The following is a 16,095-nucleotide window of genomic DNA, read 5'->3' on the forward strand; positions in this document are numbered from 1 at the left end:
CACGTATGGCTTTACATGTATTTTACGAATATACCCTGCACATCTGTTACAGATCTTCCGCAGCAGCCAAAACCAACTGTACTGCCTTATCGATTCCCAGCTTCTCTGTGTTCAGAGTCAGATCATAATTGCGGGAATCCCCATAAACAGTTCTTGTATAATATTCGCAGTTCTTCTTACGGGCACGGTCTGCCTGTTTTACATCAGATGCCACCTGATCCAGTGACACTCCCGGCATCATACCGGACATTCTCTTCACTCTCCACTGGAATCCTGCATGGGCGAATACATGAAGACAATGATCGAACTCATGCAGTATGTACTCACTGTTTCTTCCTACGATCACACAGCTCTCATGGTTTGCCATCTCACGGATTGCATCCCGCTGCGCCTGCCACAGCCGTTCATCCAGCGGCTTATTGTAGAAGTCAAACAGACTCTGCGCAAATCCAAAGGAACTTGGCACTCTCTCATCCCATCTGCGCACATCTTCCGGGTCCAATTTCGGATTGGCAAGGGCAGTTCTCAGGATAATATCTTTGTCATAAAACTGAATACCCAGCTCTTTTGCAACTCTTCTTCCAATCTCTCCGCCGCCTGCACCGAATTCACGGGCAATGGTAATCACTTTTCTCATGACAATTCCTCCGATTTTCTTATTTTCTTAGTTTTCCTTCTCCAGAAGCTTCCGTCCCATCAGCACACCCATGGCAGATGCCATCATCAGTCCTCTGGTCCATCCGGAAGAATCTCCCAGACAATGCAGAGCACCAATGTTCGTGTTCAGATTGGTATCCATCTTGACTTTGTTGGAATAAAACTTAAGCTCCGGACTGTATAACAGAGTTTCCCCACTGGCGAATCCCGGTACTACCTGATCCAGCATACGGATAAATTCAATAATATTAGTCATAGCTCTGTACGGCATAGCTGCAGTAATATCACCGGCTACTGCATCCTTCAGTGTCGGTCTTACGTTGGACTGAGCCAGTTCTTTTGCCCAGGTACGCTTTCCATCAAGAATATCTCCATAACGCTGTACCATAATATGTCCGGCACCCAGCATATTGGTCAGCTCGCCCACCTTCTGCGCATATGCGATGGGCTGGTTAAACGGCTCGGTAAAGTTGTGGCTTACCAGGATAGAAAGGTTGGTATTCTCACTCTTCAGATCCTTAAAGCTGTGTCCATTTACAACTGCCAGATTGTTATCATAATTCTCCTGTGCTACAAATCCACCCGGATTCTGGCAGAAGGTTCTTACTTTATTCTTCCACGGCTTCGGATATCCGATCAGCTTTCCTTCATAAAGAACCTTGTTGACCATCTCCATGATCTCATTACGGCACTCCACACGCACACCAATATCTACTGTACCAGGCTTGTGCGCAATACCGTTCTCCTGGCAGACTTTCTCCAGCCAGTCAGCGCCGCGGCGTCCTGTTGCAATGACGATCTCATCACCAAAGATTTCTCTGACACCGGATCTGTCCTCAATGCGGACTCCCTTGCAGACATCATTTTCCAGAATAATATTATCACATTCCGTGTTGAAGAGCATCTCCACGCCCTTCTCCTGAAGATAATTCTGAATGTTCAGATAAAGCTGCTGCGCTTTCTCAGTTCCCAGATGACGGATCGGGCAGTTCACAAGCTGAAGTCCTGCACGGATAGCACGTTTACGGATCTCCTTGATCTCTTCACCTTCGTAGTTGCCTTCCACATGCTCGTCAGCACCGAACTCCAGATAGATCTTATCTGTATAGTTGATCAGTTCCTGAGCAAAATCTTCTCCGATCAGAGTTGGCAGATCTCCGCCTACTTCATAAGAAAGACTCAGCTTTCCATCGGAGAATGCGCCTGCGCCGGAGAATCCGGTAGTGATCATGCAGTTCGGCTTACAGTTCATACATTTGCCGGTCTCTGCTTTCGGGCAGTGTCTCTTATCTACCGGCTTTCCTTTTTCCACCATCAGGATCTTCTGATCTGGTTTGTGACGGATCACTTCCAGAGCAGTAAAAATACCGGCCGGTCCGGCTCCTATAATAATTACGTCATATTTCATGAGTTTTCCCCCTGTATTTTTCTCGCAGGTCCAGACGGACCGCACATCAGTATACCATAACTTTTTCACTTTGCAAGTGTTTTCACAATTTTCCATAATTATTATAGTATGTCAACGAGAAAATGTCAAAATGATTGCTCTGTTCACAGAGCCGGTCAGTTGTCACAATTCAGTGTTGAATCATATTTTCTGCAAAAATGCCATATCCTTTCGCCGGATCATTGACAAACACATGTGTCACCGCTCCTATGAGCCGACCGTTCTGCAGGATCGGTGACCCGCTCATGCCCTGGATCACACCGCCGGTCAGTGCCAGCAGATCCGGATCTGTCACATAGAAGATCATGCCTTTGTTCACATCACTCTCATTCATCCGAAGCTCCTGGATCTGGATTTCATAATCCTTCAGTTCTCCGGAAACAGAACTTCTGAGCACTGCCCTGCCGGTCCGCACCTCCTGCTTAAATGCCACCTCCACAGTCTCCGTTCCCAGCATTCGCAAAAGCCTGCCTTCTGCCTGACCGAAGATTCCTCTGGATGTATTTTCCCTGATCACACCCTCCGCATGACTGTCAGAATACGTGATCATGCCGCTCAATTCACCAGGCGTACCTCTCTGACCACGAACGATTTTCAGAATACTGGTGTCATAGAGCATCCCGCCGGAGACTGTCAGCAGTTTTCCTGTATCCGTGTCGGTAATGCCATGTCCCAGTGCGCCAAAAGCTCCCTGTCTGGTTGCATAGGTCAGTGTTCCGATCCCCTGCACATCATCCTTGACCCAGATTCCAAGTTTATAAGCTCCTTCTTCTGTCTCCACTGCCTGCAGACGCACCCGCAGAGTCTCGTCTCCACGCTTCAGTTTCAGGATCATGATTTCATCCTGAATCTCCTGCACACAGCGGATCAGCTCTTCCTTTGTATTTATCTGACAGCCATTGACAGCCAGAATATAATCCCCACTTTGTACAATACTGCCTGCCGGCTCCCTTACCAGCCCCTCTTCTGTCTCCACCACGGCTGTTCCCACCACGTAGACACCATCTGTCTCCAGGTAGATTCCCACTGGAATACCGCCGGGGATCACCCGGGGTCTTTGCAGCGTCTGCACTGACACTTGTTTGAAGCCCAGATCCACCACCTGCACCTCTTCTTCTGTTCCCACACGGATCACATCAGGAACCCGGGTCTGAAGATACCATTTACAATAAAAAAACAGTGTCGCAACACTGATCACAAGGGCGCCCCACAGACAGGCTCTATAAACTTTCAGACGGTTCATGCAGCCACACCTTTCTGTCATTATTTCCTAAACATAGTGTCTGCATAAAACCGTCTGATTTTACTGGAAAATGTTGCTATTCTTCAGAGTCATGCACATGTTTAATAAATATGCGAGTTATGCTTGCATATTCGAGCATATTTTTAAACATGTATATGGCGAGAAGCCATCATGAGCAAAAATGGTGCCTCGAAGAGGCATTTTTGCGAATTGACTCTGAAGAATCACCTACGCTCTTTAAACTTCTGCGCCAGTTTCTTCATCTCTCTGGCATTATCGATCACTGCATCCGTGATCTGGGCACCGCCAAGGATCCGCGCCAGTTCTTCCACGGACTCCTGTTCATCAAGCAGCCGGATTCCTGTCTGGGTGCTGCCATCCACCGCTCGTTTTTCGATACAGTAGTGGCTGTCTGCCATGGATGCAAGCTGTGCCAGATGGGTGATGCAGATGACCTGTCTGCTTCGTCCGATCAGCGCCAGCTTCTCTGATACCTTCTGTGCCGTTCTGCCGCTGATACCTGTGTCGATCTCATCAAAGATCACTGTCTCAATGGCATCCTGATCTGCCAGCACCGTCTTGATAGCCAGCATCACACGGGATAACTCACCGCCGGATGCGATCCTGCCAAGAGGCTTCAAGGATTCACCCGGATTGGTGCTAATCAGAAATTCTACATCATCTGCTCCGTCTGCCCCCGGCTCTTCCATCCGCTGTACAGCAATTTCAAATTCCACATCCAGAAAATTCAATTCTGCCAGCTGCGCTTTCATAAGTTCTGCCAGCCGACCTGCAGCATGCTCTCGGATCTCATGTGCCTGATCGCAGAGACTCATCTGCACCTCTCCTGCCTTTATAAGCTCTCGCTCCAGCTTTTCCTTATGCTCGCCAAGATTCATCAACAGGTCAAGCCGTTCATTCCGTTCCTGTGCTGCCGCCTGGATCTCTTCGATGGTCTGTCCATATTTGGCTTTCAGATGATTGATCTGATTCAGACGTTCTTCTGTCTCCTGGTATTCCTGCTCAGAGAACTCCAGATCCTCCATACAGCTTTCCAGCTCTCGTCCAAAATCTGAAAGCATGGCATCCAGTTCCTGAAGCTGGGAAGAGAGACTTTCCATCTCTTTTCCATAACGCTCCACACCGGATAATTCCCTGCAGGAACGACCAATGAGTTCCGTGGCACTGGGTTCGCCGTCCATGCAGAGTTGCTGCACGATGCCAAGTGCCTCCACGATCCTGCGGCTGTTGCTCATCTTGCGGAAGCGCTCTTCCAGTTCCTCATCTTCCCCGACCTTCAGATTTGCTTCCTCGATCTCCTGCACTTCAAATTCCAGTAAAGACTGTTCTCTCATCCGGTCATTTTCATCCATAGAAGCTTCTTCCAGTTCCCGGCGAAGCTTTTTTACAATATCGTACTGCTTCCGCAGCGCTTTTTTCACATCTGCCAGTGCTTCTGCGGCATATTCATCCAGAATCTCAAGATGCTTCCGCTTATTCAATAATGACTGATGCTCATGTTGTCCATGGATATCGATGAGACAGGATGCCACATCTTTGAGCACAGAAGTGCTGACGGTCTCTCCATTGAGTCTGCAGATACTGCGACCCTTAGAGATCTTCCGGGACAGGATAACCTGTTCATCCTCTGCCGGAATACCAAGTTCCTCTAATTTATGCCGGATCTCCGGCCGGTCTGCCGTGAAGACCAGTTCTGAGAGCGCGTAGTCCGCATCCTCCCGCACCATTTCCCTGGGCACTTTTCCACCAAGTGCCATGGTCATGGAACCGATCAGGATTGATTTTCCTGCTCCCGTCTCTCCGGTCAATATATTCAGGCCCTCTGAAAAATCGATCTCTGCCTCACGAATCAAGGCCAGATTCTTTACATGCAGGTGCAGCAGCATCGGTTTTTCTACCTCCTTACGATCTTCTCCAGCTCCGCCATCACGGTCTGGGCATCTTCCATCGTCCGGATCGCACACATGATGGTGTCGTCTCCGGCGATGCATCCAACAATCTCTTTCCATCCGATATTATCAAGGGCTGTGGCAACAGCCATGGCCATACCGGACACGGTCTTGATCACCAGAATATTCTGCGCCTGATCCATGGAAACAAATGCTTCCCTTAAGATTCCCACGTACTTTTCTGCCATCTGGTGATCCTGATGGTTCAGAAGCACGTATTTCTGGCGACCATTCTTTCCCGGCACCTTGGACAGTGCCAGCTTTCTGATATCACGGGATACGGTAGCCTGCGTCACATCAAATCCTTCTTTTCGAAGCAGTTCTGCCAGTTCATCCTGAGTCTCGATATCATATTGTTCGATCAATTCAATGATTTTTTCATGACGTTTCAGTTTCATACCGCATATCCTTCCTGTCCTAATTTCTGCTCAGCTTGTTGCGGAGTACTTCCAGAAAGCTGACCTGATTGATCTTTAAGATCCGGGTCACTTCTCTGGACTTTTTGATTTCCACATAATCCCCTGTCTTCAATGGAAAAATCGCATCTCCATCAAAGGTTGCACATGCCTCATCTGTGTCTCCCCGTCTTCCCTTTCCGATCTCAATCCTGATGTGATCCTCCCCGGAAAATACAATGCTTCGGGAATTCAGTGTATGTGGGCAGATAGGTGTGAGCACCAGCATGGATGCTGTAGGGGAGATGATCGGTCCGCCCGCCGACAGACTATAACCAGTAGAACCTGTCGGTGTGGAGACGATCATACCGTCTGCCGTAAAGGAATTGAGATATTCTCCATTTACATAGACCTTATAATCTACTACACGAAGATTGCCGCTTCGATTGAGCACAATGTCATTCAGCGCAATATCACTGGCGATCTGCTGTCCATCCACACAGACACTTCCTCTGAGCATCATCCGGTCTTCCACCGTATAACTGCCTTCGATCAGTCGATCCAGTGCCGGCATAAGATTCTGCTCCTCGATCTCTGCCAGATACCCCAGATGTCCCAGATTGATCCCCAGAAATGGGATCTTTCTGCCAGCCAGTTCTCTGGCTGCCCGCAGCAGCGTTCCATCGCCGCCCAGCACAAGAATCCCGTCCACATTGCCGGAAGGAAGCTCACAATGAGCATTTCCATGCTCCTGCTCTTGTCCGCGTACCACACAGACCTGTCCCCGCTCGGTCAGATATCGCTTTGCCTGTTCTGCCAGCCGAAGACTCTCTTCTTTATCACTGTTTGCAATAATATAAAATGTTTTCATAACCCCTTACAGCGTCTGATGCGCCTGCTCCACAATTCTTTCCGGATCTACCGGGCAGCTCTCGGGAGCCATTCCCTCTTCCTGTTTCTTCAAGTGTGCCAGATATTCAATATTTCCCTCCGGTCCTTTGATCGGGGAAAATTCCAGATTCAATACAGAGAATCCAATGCTCAGCGCATATTCCAGCACCTTTTTGATAACTTCCAGATGGACAGATTTGTCACGGACCACACCTTTCTTACCCACCTGCTCTCTTCCTGCCTCGAACTGAGGCTTGATCAGTGCCACCACTTCTCCACCCGGGCACAGAAGCTCGCGCACCGGTTCCAGCACCTTGGTCAGAGAGATAAATGCTACATCAATCGAAGCAAATTCAACAGGCTCGCCGATCTGCTCCGGTGTCACATAACGAATATTCGTCTTTTCCATGCAGACCACCCGCTCATCCTGACGAAGCTTCCATGCCAGCTGTCCGTTTCCTACGTCTACAGCAAAGACCTTCTTTGCTCCATTCTGCAGCATACAGTCCGTAAATCCGCCGGTGGATGATCCTACATCCATACAGACCTTGTCATGAAGCTCCACATCAAAATGACTCATTGCCTTCTCAAGCTTTAATCCGCCACGGCTTACATATTTTAAAGGGCTTCCTTTTACTTCAATGACTGCTTTTTCAGGGAAGGACGCTCCTGCCTTGTCCTCTCGCTGTCCGTCTACAAATACATTTCCGGACATAATGATCGCTTTTGCTTTTTCCCTGGACTCTGCCAGTCCCCGTTCTACCATGAGAACGTCCAGTCTTGTCTTCATCGTCTATTTCTGCTCCTTTCGGCAGGTAATATATTTCTCAATGATCCGTTTGGTCACAGTCTGTGCATCAATACCTACTTCCTCATAGAGAAGTGCCACATTACCATGCTCCACATATTCATCAGGCAGAGAAATGTTCAGAAGCTTCACCGGAAGTTCCTGTTCCACTACATAATCCATGACCTTCTCGCCATAACCGCCGCTTCTTACATTTTCTTCCATGGTCACCAGCAGCTTATGGTCAGCGGAAAGCATATCCAGCACCTCTGTATCAATAGGCTTTACAAATCTTGCATTGACCAATGTACAGCTGTAACCGATCTCCTTTAAGTTCTTCCGCACCTGCTCAGCGATCTTCACCATATTTCCCACAGCCAGCAGCGCGATATCCTCTTCCTCGTAGATTACTTCACTCTTGCCGTATTCGACAGGCCGACGGTACTCTTTGAGTCCATCGTAAGCCTCGCCCCTCGGATACCGAAGAGCTATCGGTCCGTCAAACTCCACTGCGTATTTCAGCATATCAGACAGTTCCCATTTATTCTTCGGAGCCATAATATGCATATTGGGGATACTGGACAAATAAGACAAATCAAAGATTCCCTGATGGGTCTCCCCGTCGCTTCCTACCAGTCCTGCACGGTCGATGGCAAATACCACCGGCAGGTTCTGGATACAGACATCGTGCAACACCTGATCATACGCTCTCTGCAAAAATGATGAATACACTGCAAAGATCGGGCGCATGCCGCCTGCTGCCAGTCCTGCTGCAAAGGTCACTGCATGACCTTCTGCGATCCCCACATCAAAAAAACGATCCGGATAAATATTCTTAAACCGCTTCAGTCCGGTTCCATCCGGCATGGCTGCTGTGATGGCTACTACTTTCTCATTTCGCTGTCCCAGCTTCACCATACAAGTGGAAAATACATCCTGGTAATTGGCTTTTTTCTTCTTATTCAGAGGTAATCCGGTCTCAATATCAAAGGGCTCTGCGCCGTGAAATCTGGCTGGATGGCGCTCTGCCGGTACATAACCATTTCCCTTTCTGGTCAGTACATGAACCAGAACGGCTCCCTTTACTTTCTTTGCTTTATTCAGAATATCCTGAAGCTTTCCAATATCATGACCATCCACCGGTCCTAAATAGGTGATCCCCATATTTTCAAAGAGCATGCCGGGAATGAAGAGTTGTTTAATACCGCTCTTGGTCTTCTTCAGCTGGTTCGCCAGATGGCTGCCACCTGGGATCCTGCTCAGAGACTGCTCTACACCAGTCTTAAAATTCGTGTAAGCTTCATTGGTTCTAAGTCCGTTCAGATACTCGGACATACCGCCCACATTTTCCGCAATGGACATGTTGTTGTCATTGAGAATAATAATAAAATTCCGTTTCAGACGGGAAGCATTGTTCAGCGCCTCATAAGCCATGCCGCCAGTCAGCGCACCATCTCCGATTACGGATATCACATGCTCGTCACCGTCTTGCAGATCTCTGGCTGCCACCAGACCGATCCCTGCAGAGATAGAAGTCGAGCTGTGTCCCGTATCAAAACAGTCACAGTCACTTTCCTTTCTCTTGGGGAAACCACTCATACCGCCATATTTCCGAAGCTCGTCAAATCCTGACTTTCTGCCGGTCAGAAGCTTGTGCGTATAGGACTGATGTCCCACATCCCAGACTACCTTATCCTTCGGAAAATCAAAACACAGATGGAGTGCCATCGTAAGCTCTACCACACCCAGATTGGAGGCCAGATGTCCTCCGCTCCGGCTGATCTTCTCTACAAGAAAATGCCGGATCTCTTCTGCCAGTGTGTCATATTCTTCCGGTGGTATCTGTTTGATATCCCCTACCTGATTGATCTTTTCCAGCACCATATCGAATCCCTCTATTTCTCTCTATACACCAGAGATTTTATCAGTTCAGTCAGAAATACATTCTTATAAGGAAGGGACGCAAGTCCTTCAATGGCTCTTGCAGAGATCTCTTCCACATCCTTTTCTGCCTGTTTAAGTCCCTTTAATGTCACATACGTCGTCTTTTCATTTTTGTCATCACTGTGGATGGGTTTACCCAGCTCTTCCAGTGTGCTGGTCACATCCAGAATATCATCCCTGATCTGGAATGCGATTCCCACATCAGAAGCTACCTTCTCGATCACAGATACTTCTTCCTCAGAAGCTCCTGCCAGCACAGCTCCCACCATCATGGCCGCCTCCAGAAGCGCTCCTGTCTTCAGCTCGTAGATAAAATCCAGCCTGTCCTGGTCGATGGCATGCCCGGAGGACTGTACATCCACCACCTGTCCGCCGATCATACCATAGATTCCTGCCTTTCTGGACAGGATCTGCAGTGCCTTTGCCGTGCGGCGCAGATCTGTACTCTTATCGAACGCCTCTGCTGCGGTCTCAAAGGCATAGTTCAGAAGTGCATCTCCCGCCAGCACACCCATGGCATGTCCGAATTTTGCATGGGTGGTCAGCTTACCACGGCGGTACTCATCATTGTCCATAGCGGGCAGGTCATCATGCACCAGAGAATAGGTGTGGATCATCTCCATAGCTGCCATGAACGGCTCCACTTCCCTGCCTTCTCCTCCGAACATCCGATAGGTTTCCTGCATCAGCAGCGGGCGCAGACGCTTGCCACCTGCTGTCACACTGTAATTCATGGCTTCCATGATCTCATGCTGCGTACCGCTCTCCTCCGGCAGATAACTCTCCACGATCTTCTCAACAGCTGCCGTCTTACTTTTTAGTTCCTCACGAAAATTCATGTGTCTGTCCCTCCTCATCGATCTGAAGCATCTGCTTTTCCACATGATCGATGTTCTCGTTGCAAAGTTTCAAAAGCCCCATGCCCTCCTGATAGAGACCAAAGGACTCCTCCAGTGTCACATCTTTATCCTGCAGTTTCTCCAGCAGTGCTTCGATCCGGTCAAATGCCTCCTCCAGCCGAAACTGCTCCTGATCTGCTGTCTCTTTCTTCTTCGCCATATCAGCCGTTCCTTTCCAGACTGCGGATACCTTCCGTCCGCGCTACAACGGTTCCGTCCGTCACATGAATGGTCACTGCATCCCCTTCCTTCACCTGAGTGATGGAGGTCAATGCTTTTCCATCAGGGCTCTCTGTATATGAGTATCCCTGCTGAAGCTTCTTCAAAGGGGAACAGCCATCCAGCCGCTCCGCATATAATGCCAGCCTGTGCCGCCGGTCTTTTACTTTATCTGAAAATGCCTGCCGCATTTTATCATTCAAATCTGCTGCATATTGCCGCTTCTCCCGAAGCTGATACTGTGGGCTTGCCTGCAAAAGCCGCGCCTGCAGGTATCTTGCCCGGTCACGGTTCCTTACTATCTTCTGCTCCACCCGGTCTGCCAGCTGATTCTTAAAGATCCGTACACTCTCCACCAGCTGACGGTAATCCACCACAGCCAGCTCCGCTGCTGCGGATGGGGTCGGTGCCCGAAGATCCGCCACATAATCTGCAATGGTGGTGTCCGTCTCATGACCCACCGCCGAGATCACCGGTGTGCGACACTCGAAGATAGCACGCGCCACGATCTCCTCATTGAATGCCCACAGATCCTCAATGGATCCACCGCCACGCCCGACGATCATCACATCCACACCGTAAGCATCCAGCGTCTGTATTCCCTTTACAATGCTCTCTGCCGCCTGATCCCCCTGCACCAGAGCCGGGTAGAGGATCAGCTGCACATAAGGATTCCGCCGTCTGCTGATGTTCATAATATCACGGATCGCGGCTCCTGTTGGGGCTGTCACGATCCCGATCTTCCGATTATAAAATGGGATAGGCTGCTTATACTCTGCGGAAAACATCCCCATCTCTTCCAGCTCCCGCTTGAGCTGTTCGTACCTGCGGTACAGATCTCCTTCTCCGTCCGGCAGGATCTCTCTGGCATAGAGCTGATAACGCCCGTCCCTCTCGTAGACACTGACGCTTCCCAGCACGATCACCTTCTGCCCTTCCTGCATACGGAAGGTTAACCCTGTGCGCCGTTCTCCCGCGAACATCACACAGGCTATCGCCCCGGACTCATCCTTCAGGGAAAAATATATGTGTCCGGATGTATGATATTTGCAGTTGGATACTTCCCCTTTTACATAGATCCGGTTCAGCATGAAATCCTGTACAAACATATTTTTAATATAGGCGTTCACCTGTCTGACCGAATACACATTTTTCGCCATCTCTATGCCTCTTGCGCTTTAAGCCTCTTTACTGGAAAGTTTTGCCAGAACTGCGTTGACAAATGCAGGAGATTCATCTCCACCGAATTTTTTTGCAAGCTCCACTGCTTCGTTGATCGCCACGCGCTCTGGAATATCCTCGTCATATTTCATCTCGTATACACCCAGACGAAGGATCGTCAGATCCACCTTGTTCATACGCGACAGCTTCCAGCCTTTGGAATACTTCTCCAGCAGCTCGTCGATCTCCGGGAGCTTCTCCACGATCTTCTTGTATTTTTCTTCAATATAGGTCTCGTCCTTTGGCTCTACGATCTCTTCTTCTTTCATATCGTCCACATACAGACTCACCTGCTCTGCCATCTCATCCTGTCCATTAAATTCCACACGGAACAGAAGCTGGAAAATATGCTCTCTTAATTCTCTTCTCTTCATCCTTGCCTCCCATATTCATTTCCTGTACGATTAAAAAAGGATGCCTCTTGAGACATCCTTCTTACTTTGTCCAACCTTATTCCAGCACGATGCCGGCCACGCGGACATTCACTTCGGACACCTTCATGCCGGTCATGTTCTCGATTGCTGCCTTTACCTTGTCCTGCACGATGCCGGATACCTTGAGGATATTCGCTTCAAACTCCAGGTTCAGCGCCAGATCAACCTTCACGTCGGTATCTGTCACTTCTACTTTCACACCCTTGGACAGGGTCTTCATTCCCATCATGGAAACCAGTTCATTCTTAATATTGCCTGCCATGGATGCAACTCCACGTACATCAGTGGCCGCCATACCTGCGATAATGGCAACGACCTCATCTGCAATACGAACTTCTCCACGATCTCCATCTATCTTCAATACATGTGTAGCTCTGTCTATCTTCTCCATATTCCTACCTCCTGAATATCCGATGCTTTTGTATTAGTATACCAAAAACATACACCTTTGAAAAGGGGAAATTTAGCGTCCAAACTCGGAAAGAATCAGTCCTTCGTTGCGGTCCAGCGTCATGCCGATGCTCCAGCTGTTGACCCACAGAAGCAATGGTCTTCCCTTCAGATCACGGATCTTCTTCATGTCGGAGGTACCGCTGATCTTGTCCATATCGATCTGCTCATTTTCGATCCAGCGGATGTGCTCATAAGGCAGATTTTCCAGACGGATCTCCACATTATATTCATTTTCCAGACGGTATTTCAACACATCGAACTGCAGAACACCTACCACACCTACAATGATCTCTTCCATACCGGTATTGTACTCCTGGAAGATCTGGATTGCACCTTCTTGGGCGATCTGCTCGATACCTTTGACGAACTGCTTTCTCTTCATGGTATCGATCTGACGGACTCTTGCAAAATGCTCCGGTGCGAAGGTTGGGATACCTTCATACTGTACCTTATGATTTGGCATACAGACCGTGTCTCCGATGGAGAAAATGCCCGGATCGAACAATCCGATAATATCTCCTGCATAAGCCTCATCCACGATCTTACGATCCTGCGCCATCATCTGCTGCGGCTGGGACAGACGGATCTTCTTGCCATCCTGCACATGAAGCACTTCCATGCCTGCCTCAAACTTACCGGAACAGATTCTCATAAATGCAATACGGTCGCGGTGTGCTTTATTCATATTTGCCTGGATCTTAAAGATGAATCCAGAGAAGGAATCCTCCATAGGATCGACCATGCCCACATCTGCTTTTCTCGGAAGCGGGGAGGTGGTCATCTTCAGGAAATGCTTCAGGAAGATCTCCACACCGAAGTTGGTCAGGGCGGATCCGAAGAATACCGGTGACAGTTCTCCTTTGTCTACCATCTCCTGATCAAATTCTGCGCTGGCTCCATCCAGAAGATCAATCTCGTCCATGAGCTTTTCCTTCTGGCCTTCCAGCAGCACGCCGTCGGCCTCGTCCATGGAAAGTACCAGGTCTTCACCTTCCTTGGTACCCTTCTCCGTATCGGAGAACACATGGATCTTCTGGCTCTCACGGTCATAGACTCCCTTGAATTCCTTACCGGAACCGATGGGCCAGTTGATCGGACATGTTGCGATTCCCAGCTCTTTTTCAATATCATCCAGCAATTCAAAGGTATCCATGGCATCACGGTCCATCTTGTTGATAAAGGTAAAGATCGGGATATGTCTCATGACACAGACCTTGAACAGCTTTCTGGTCTGTGCCTCCACACCTTTGGATCCATCGATAACCATCACGGCAGAATCAGCCGCCATCAGAGTACGGTAGGTATCCTCAGAGAAATCCTGGTGTCCCGGAGTATCCAGAATGTTGATACAGTAGTTGTCATAGTTGAACTGCAGAACAGAAGAGGTTACAGAAATACCTCTCTCCTTCTCGATCTCCATCCAGTCAGACACTGCATGTCTTGCGGTTGCTTTTCCTTTTACAGAACCAGCCAGATTGATGGCTCCTCCATATAATAAGAACTTCTCCGTCAGGGTTGTCTTACCCGCATCCGGATGCGAAATGATCGCAAATGTTCTCCTCTTTTCAATCTCTTTTCTTATATCTGCCACGATAGTTCCTCCTCATCGCATCTACATCTTTGCATATTCCGTTTTAGTATAGGGCAAAGAGAGGTAGGTGTCAAGGTGGGAATTTATCTGCTGAAGCTGTCCCCATGAAGCTGATCTTAGATAAAAATAAGTAAGAAAGAGGAATCTATTTTCGTCACAATTTCAATTAACTTCACATTTTTTTAAGAATTCTTAGGATTTCCTGCTATTGTTTTCTTTTTTAGCATATGCTATGATACCGAAAAACAGGAATAATGACTGATGTTGCGTATTTTGCAAGACGCAGGAGGTTTCATATGCTTGCACGATTCAAAGGATTGAAAGAGAAATATCCGTATTATTGGGTCTCTCTCTATTTTGTATTTTATATGATCTGGTTCGCATGGGTAGAAAGCCGGGCCAATCTCCCCTATCATGTGATCCATTTTTCACTGGATGATTACATTCCGTTCTACGAATATTTTGTAATTCCATATATATTATGGTTTGGCTATATCGCAGTGGTATATCTGTGGCTGTTCTTTCACGACAAGTCCGCATTTTTTAAATACATTGCGGTAATCTATACGGGAATGACACTGTTTCTGATCATTTCCACCATTTATCCCAATGGACACCTGCTGCGGCCGACAGAATTTTCCAGAAACAACATTTTTATCCGGCTGGTGTGCTTCATCTACTGGGCAGATACTTCCACAAATATTCTTCCAAGCATTCATGTGTTCAATTCCATCGCCGCACATGTGGCAGTCATGAATGCACCGGAACTGAGAAATAAAAAGTGGACAGTCCGCGGATCGCTGATTTTATGCGTATCCATCATTCTGTCCACCATGTTCATCAAGCAGCACTCCTGCATAGATGTGATGCTCGGTATCCTGCTCGGTATTCTTATGAATTATGCAGTGTACCGTACCTCGTTCCTAGTTAAAGCCCATGACTTTATTGGCAAGCTTGTACGCGAGAACCGAGACCTTTCTCCCTCCCTTTCCAGGGATGTTCATAGCACGGCCAAAGATGCCGAAATATAATTTGTAATAAAGACCTGCGTCCTTCTTCTTGAGGTACTGCCACAGGTCTTTTTTCTTGTCCAGACTTTCCTGTGTTCCTGAACGGATCAGCATGATAGAAGAAACGGTCATCATAATATCCAGATAACTGGTCATATATTTTCTAAGCTTCGGATTCTGGATTGTGCGAAGGTCATACTGATCGATCATGATCTTGTTGACCTTGATCTGCTGATCCACACGTCCGATCATCACCTGTTCATTGACAGACTGATCTGATCTTCCGATGAAGTAGTGATACAGATCCAGATCCATATAGTACAGATTTTTCACATAGGGCAGTGGATAATAAACGAAAATGTTATCCACATAGAAGGTATGCTGCGGCAGCTCCAGTCCACAGTTTTTCAACATCTGTGTGCGGTAAATGACGGAGTGCATCAGAATATACTGTCCCAGATGAAAATGCTTTGCATCCTTCCAGGTAAACACCTGATCCTGAGGAAATACATTTGCATAACGGATCGCCTTCTTATGTTTTGCGCCCTGCTTATCGTAAATGTAATTGCAGAGCATCATATCTACATTCTGTCCCTCTCTTACCAGTTCAGCAAGTTTATCCAGCACCTTCGGATAATTTTCCTTGTCCAGCCAGTCATCACTGTCTACAACCTTGAAATAAAGGCCGGTTGCATGTTTCAGACCGGTGTTGACCGCCTGACCATGTCCTCCATTTTCCTGATGGACTGCCTTAACGATTCCCGGATATTTTGCTGCATACTCATCAGCAATCTCAGCCGTACGGTCTTTGGTAGATCCATCATCTACAATGATGATCTCCACTTCGTCTCCGCCCGGAAGCAGGGATTCGATACAGTTTCTCATATATCCTTCTGAATTATAACAGGGGACTGCGATTGACAAAAGCTTCATA

Annotated in this window: 16 protein-coding genes; 1 reads left to right on the forward strand and 15 read right to left on the reverse strand. The window is 48.1% G+C overall.

All coding sequences use genetic code 11. The features are described from left to right. Positions 1-46: 46 nt before the first annotated feature. The 14 genes from WMO62_RS03665 to WMO62_RS03730 form a co-directional block, all read right to left on the reverse strand. On the reverse strand, positions 47-637 hold the full coding sequence (locus WMO62_RS03665) for a cytidylate kinase-like family protein (protein WP_117496544.1): 591 nt from the start codon (positions 635-637) through the stop codon (positions 47-49). A 27-nt stretch (positions 638-664) separates the two neighbouring features. Further along, on the reverse strand, positions 665-2,065 hold the full coding sequence (locus tag WMO62_RS03670) for an NAD(P)/FAD-dependent oxidoreductase (RefSeq protein WP_349143841.1): 1,401 nt from the start codon (positions 2,063-2,065) through the stop codon (positions 665-667). A 169-nt stretch (positions 2,066-2,234) separates the two neighbouring features. Then, a complete protein-coding gene (gene spoIVB / locus WMO62_RS03675; protein WP_349143842.1) occupies positions 2,235-3,368 on the reverse strand; it encodes a SpoIVB peptidase in 1,134 nt (377 codons plus the stop codon). A 203-nt stretch (positions 3,369-3,571) separates the two neighbouring features. Then, positions 3,572-5,359 carry a DNA repair protein RecN gene (recN, locus tag WMO62_RS03680; RefSeq protein ID WP_349143843.1) on the reverse strand — a complete coding sequence of 596 codons (1,788 nt, stop codon included), beginning with the start codon at positions 5,357-5,359 and terminating at the stop codon, positions 3,572-3,574. Beyond that, positions 5,263-5,715, reverse strand: coding sequence for an arginine repressor (argR, locus tag WMO62_RS03685; RefSeq protein WP_349143844.1), 453 nt, complete (start codon positions 5,713-5,715; stop codon positions 5,263-5,265). The genes recN and argR overlap by 97 nt, the downstream gene beginning before the upstream one ends. 19 nt (positions 5,716-5,734) lie before the next feature. Continuing rightward, positions 5,735-6,583: an NAD(+)/NADH kinase gene (locus WMO62_RS03690; protein WP_118596137.1), complete on the reverse strand. Its 849-nt coding sequence runs from the start codon at positions 6,581-6,583 to the stop codon at positions 5,735-5,737. Positions 6,584-6,589: 6 nt separating this feature from the next. Beyond that, entirely contained in the window at positions 6,590-7,393 is an 804-nt protein-coding gene (locus tag WMO62_RS03695; protein ID WP_117496538.1) for a TlyA family RNA methyltransferase, read from the reverse strand. Between the two features lie 3 nt (positions 7,394-7,396). Next, positions 7,397-9,274 (reverse strand): 1-deoxy-D-xylulose-5-phosphate synthase, encoded by a 1,878-nt coding sequence (gene dxs, locus WMO62_RS03700; RefSeq protein WP_349143845.1) that lies wholly within the window; start codon positions 9,272-9,274, stop codon positions 7,397-7,399. A gap of 11 nt (positions 9,275-9,285) precedes the next feature. After that, entirely contained in the window at positions 9,286-10,173 is an 888-nt protein-coding gene (locus WMO62_RS03705; protein ID WP_349143846.1) for a polyprenyl synthetase family protein, read from the reverse strand. Continuing rightward, entirely contained in the window at positions 10,160-10,393 is a 234-nt protein-coding gene (xseB, locus tag WMO62_RS03710) for an exodeoxyribonuclease VII small subunit (RefSeq protein WP_117496535.1), read from the reverse strand. The genes WMO62_RS03705 and xseB overlap by 14 nt, the downstream gene beginning before the upstream one ends. Position 10,394: 1 nt before the next feature. Further along, positions 10,395-11,612 (reverse strand): exodeoxyribonuclease VII large subunit, encoded by a 1,218-nt coding sequence (xseA, locus tag WMO62_RS03715; protein WP_349143847.1) that lies wholly within the window; start codon positions 11,610-11,612, stop codon positions 10,395-10,397. An 18-nt stretch (positions 11,613-11,630) separates the two neighbouring features. After that, on the reverse strand, positions 11,631-12,047 hold the full coding sequence (gene nusB / locus WMO62_RS03720; RefSeq protein WP_349143848.1) for a transcription antitermination factor NusB: 417 nt from the start codon (positions 12,045-12,047) through the stop codon (positions 11,631-11,633). A gap of 76 nt (positions 12,048-12,123) precedes the next feature. After that, the gene (locus tag WMO62_RS03725) at positions 12,124-12,498 is read right to left on the reverse strand and encodes an Asp23/Gls24 family envelope stress response protein (RefSeq protein WP_117496532.1); all 375 of its coding nucleotides are present in this window, start codon (positions 12,496-12,498) and stop codon (positions 12,124-12,126) included. 72 nt (positions 12,499-12,570) lie between these two features. Further along, positions 12,571-14,151, reverse strand: a complete 1,581-nt coding sequence (locus WMO62_RS03730) for a peptide chain release factor 3 (protein WP_118438157.1) — start codon at positions 14,149-14,151, stop codon at positions 12,571-12,573. A 296-nt stretch (positions 14,152-14,447) separates the two neighbouring features. Here WMO62_RS03730 and WMO62_RS03735 point away from each other — a divergent pair, with 296 nt between their 5' ends. Further along, positions 14,448-15,182 carry a phosphatase PAP2 family protein gene (locus WMO62_RS03735; protein ID WP_349143849.1) on the forward strand — a complete coding sequence of 245 codons (735 nt, stop codon included), beginning with the start codon at positions 14,448-14,450 and terminating at the stop codon, positions 15,180-15,182. Here WMO62_RS03735 and WMO62_RS03740 read toward each other — a convergent pair. Next, positions 15,075-16,094 carry a glycosyltransferase family 2 protein gene (locus WMO62_RS03740; RefSeq protein ID WP_349143850.1) on the reverse strand — a complete coding sequence of 340 codons (1,020 nt, stop codon included), beginning with the start codon at positions 16,092-16,094 and terminating at the stop codon, positions 15,075-15,077. The two genes, WMO62_RS03735 and WMO62_RS03740, sit on opposite strands and share 108 nt — an antisense overlap. Position 16,095 lies beyond the last annotated feature (1 nt).

Origin of the sequence: Hominiventricola aquisgranensis (assembly GCF_040096225.1) — a bacterium.
Lineage (GTDB): Bacteria > Bacillota > Clostridia > Lachnospirales > Lachnospiraceae > Hominiventricola > Hominiventricola aquisgranensis.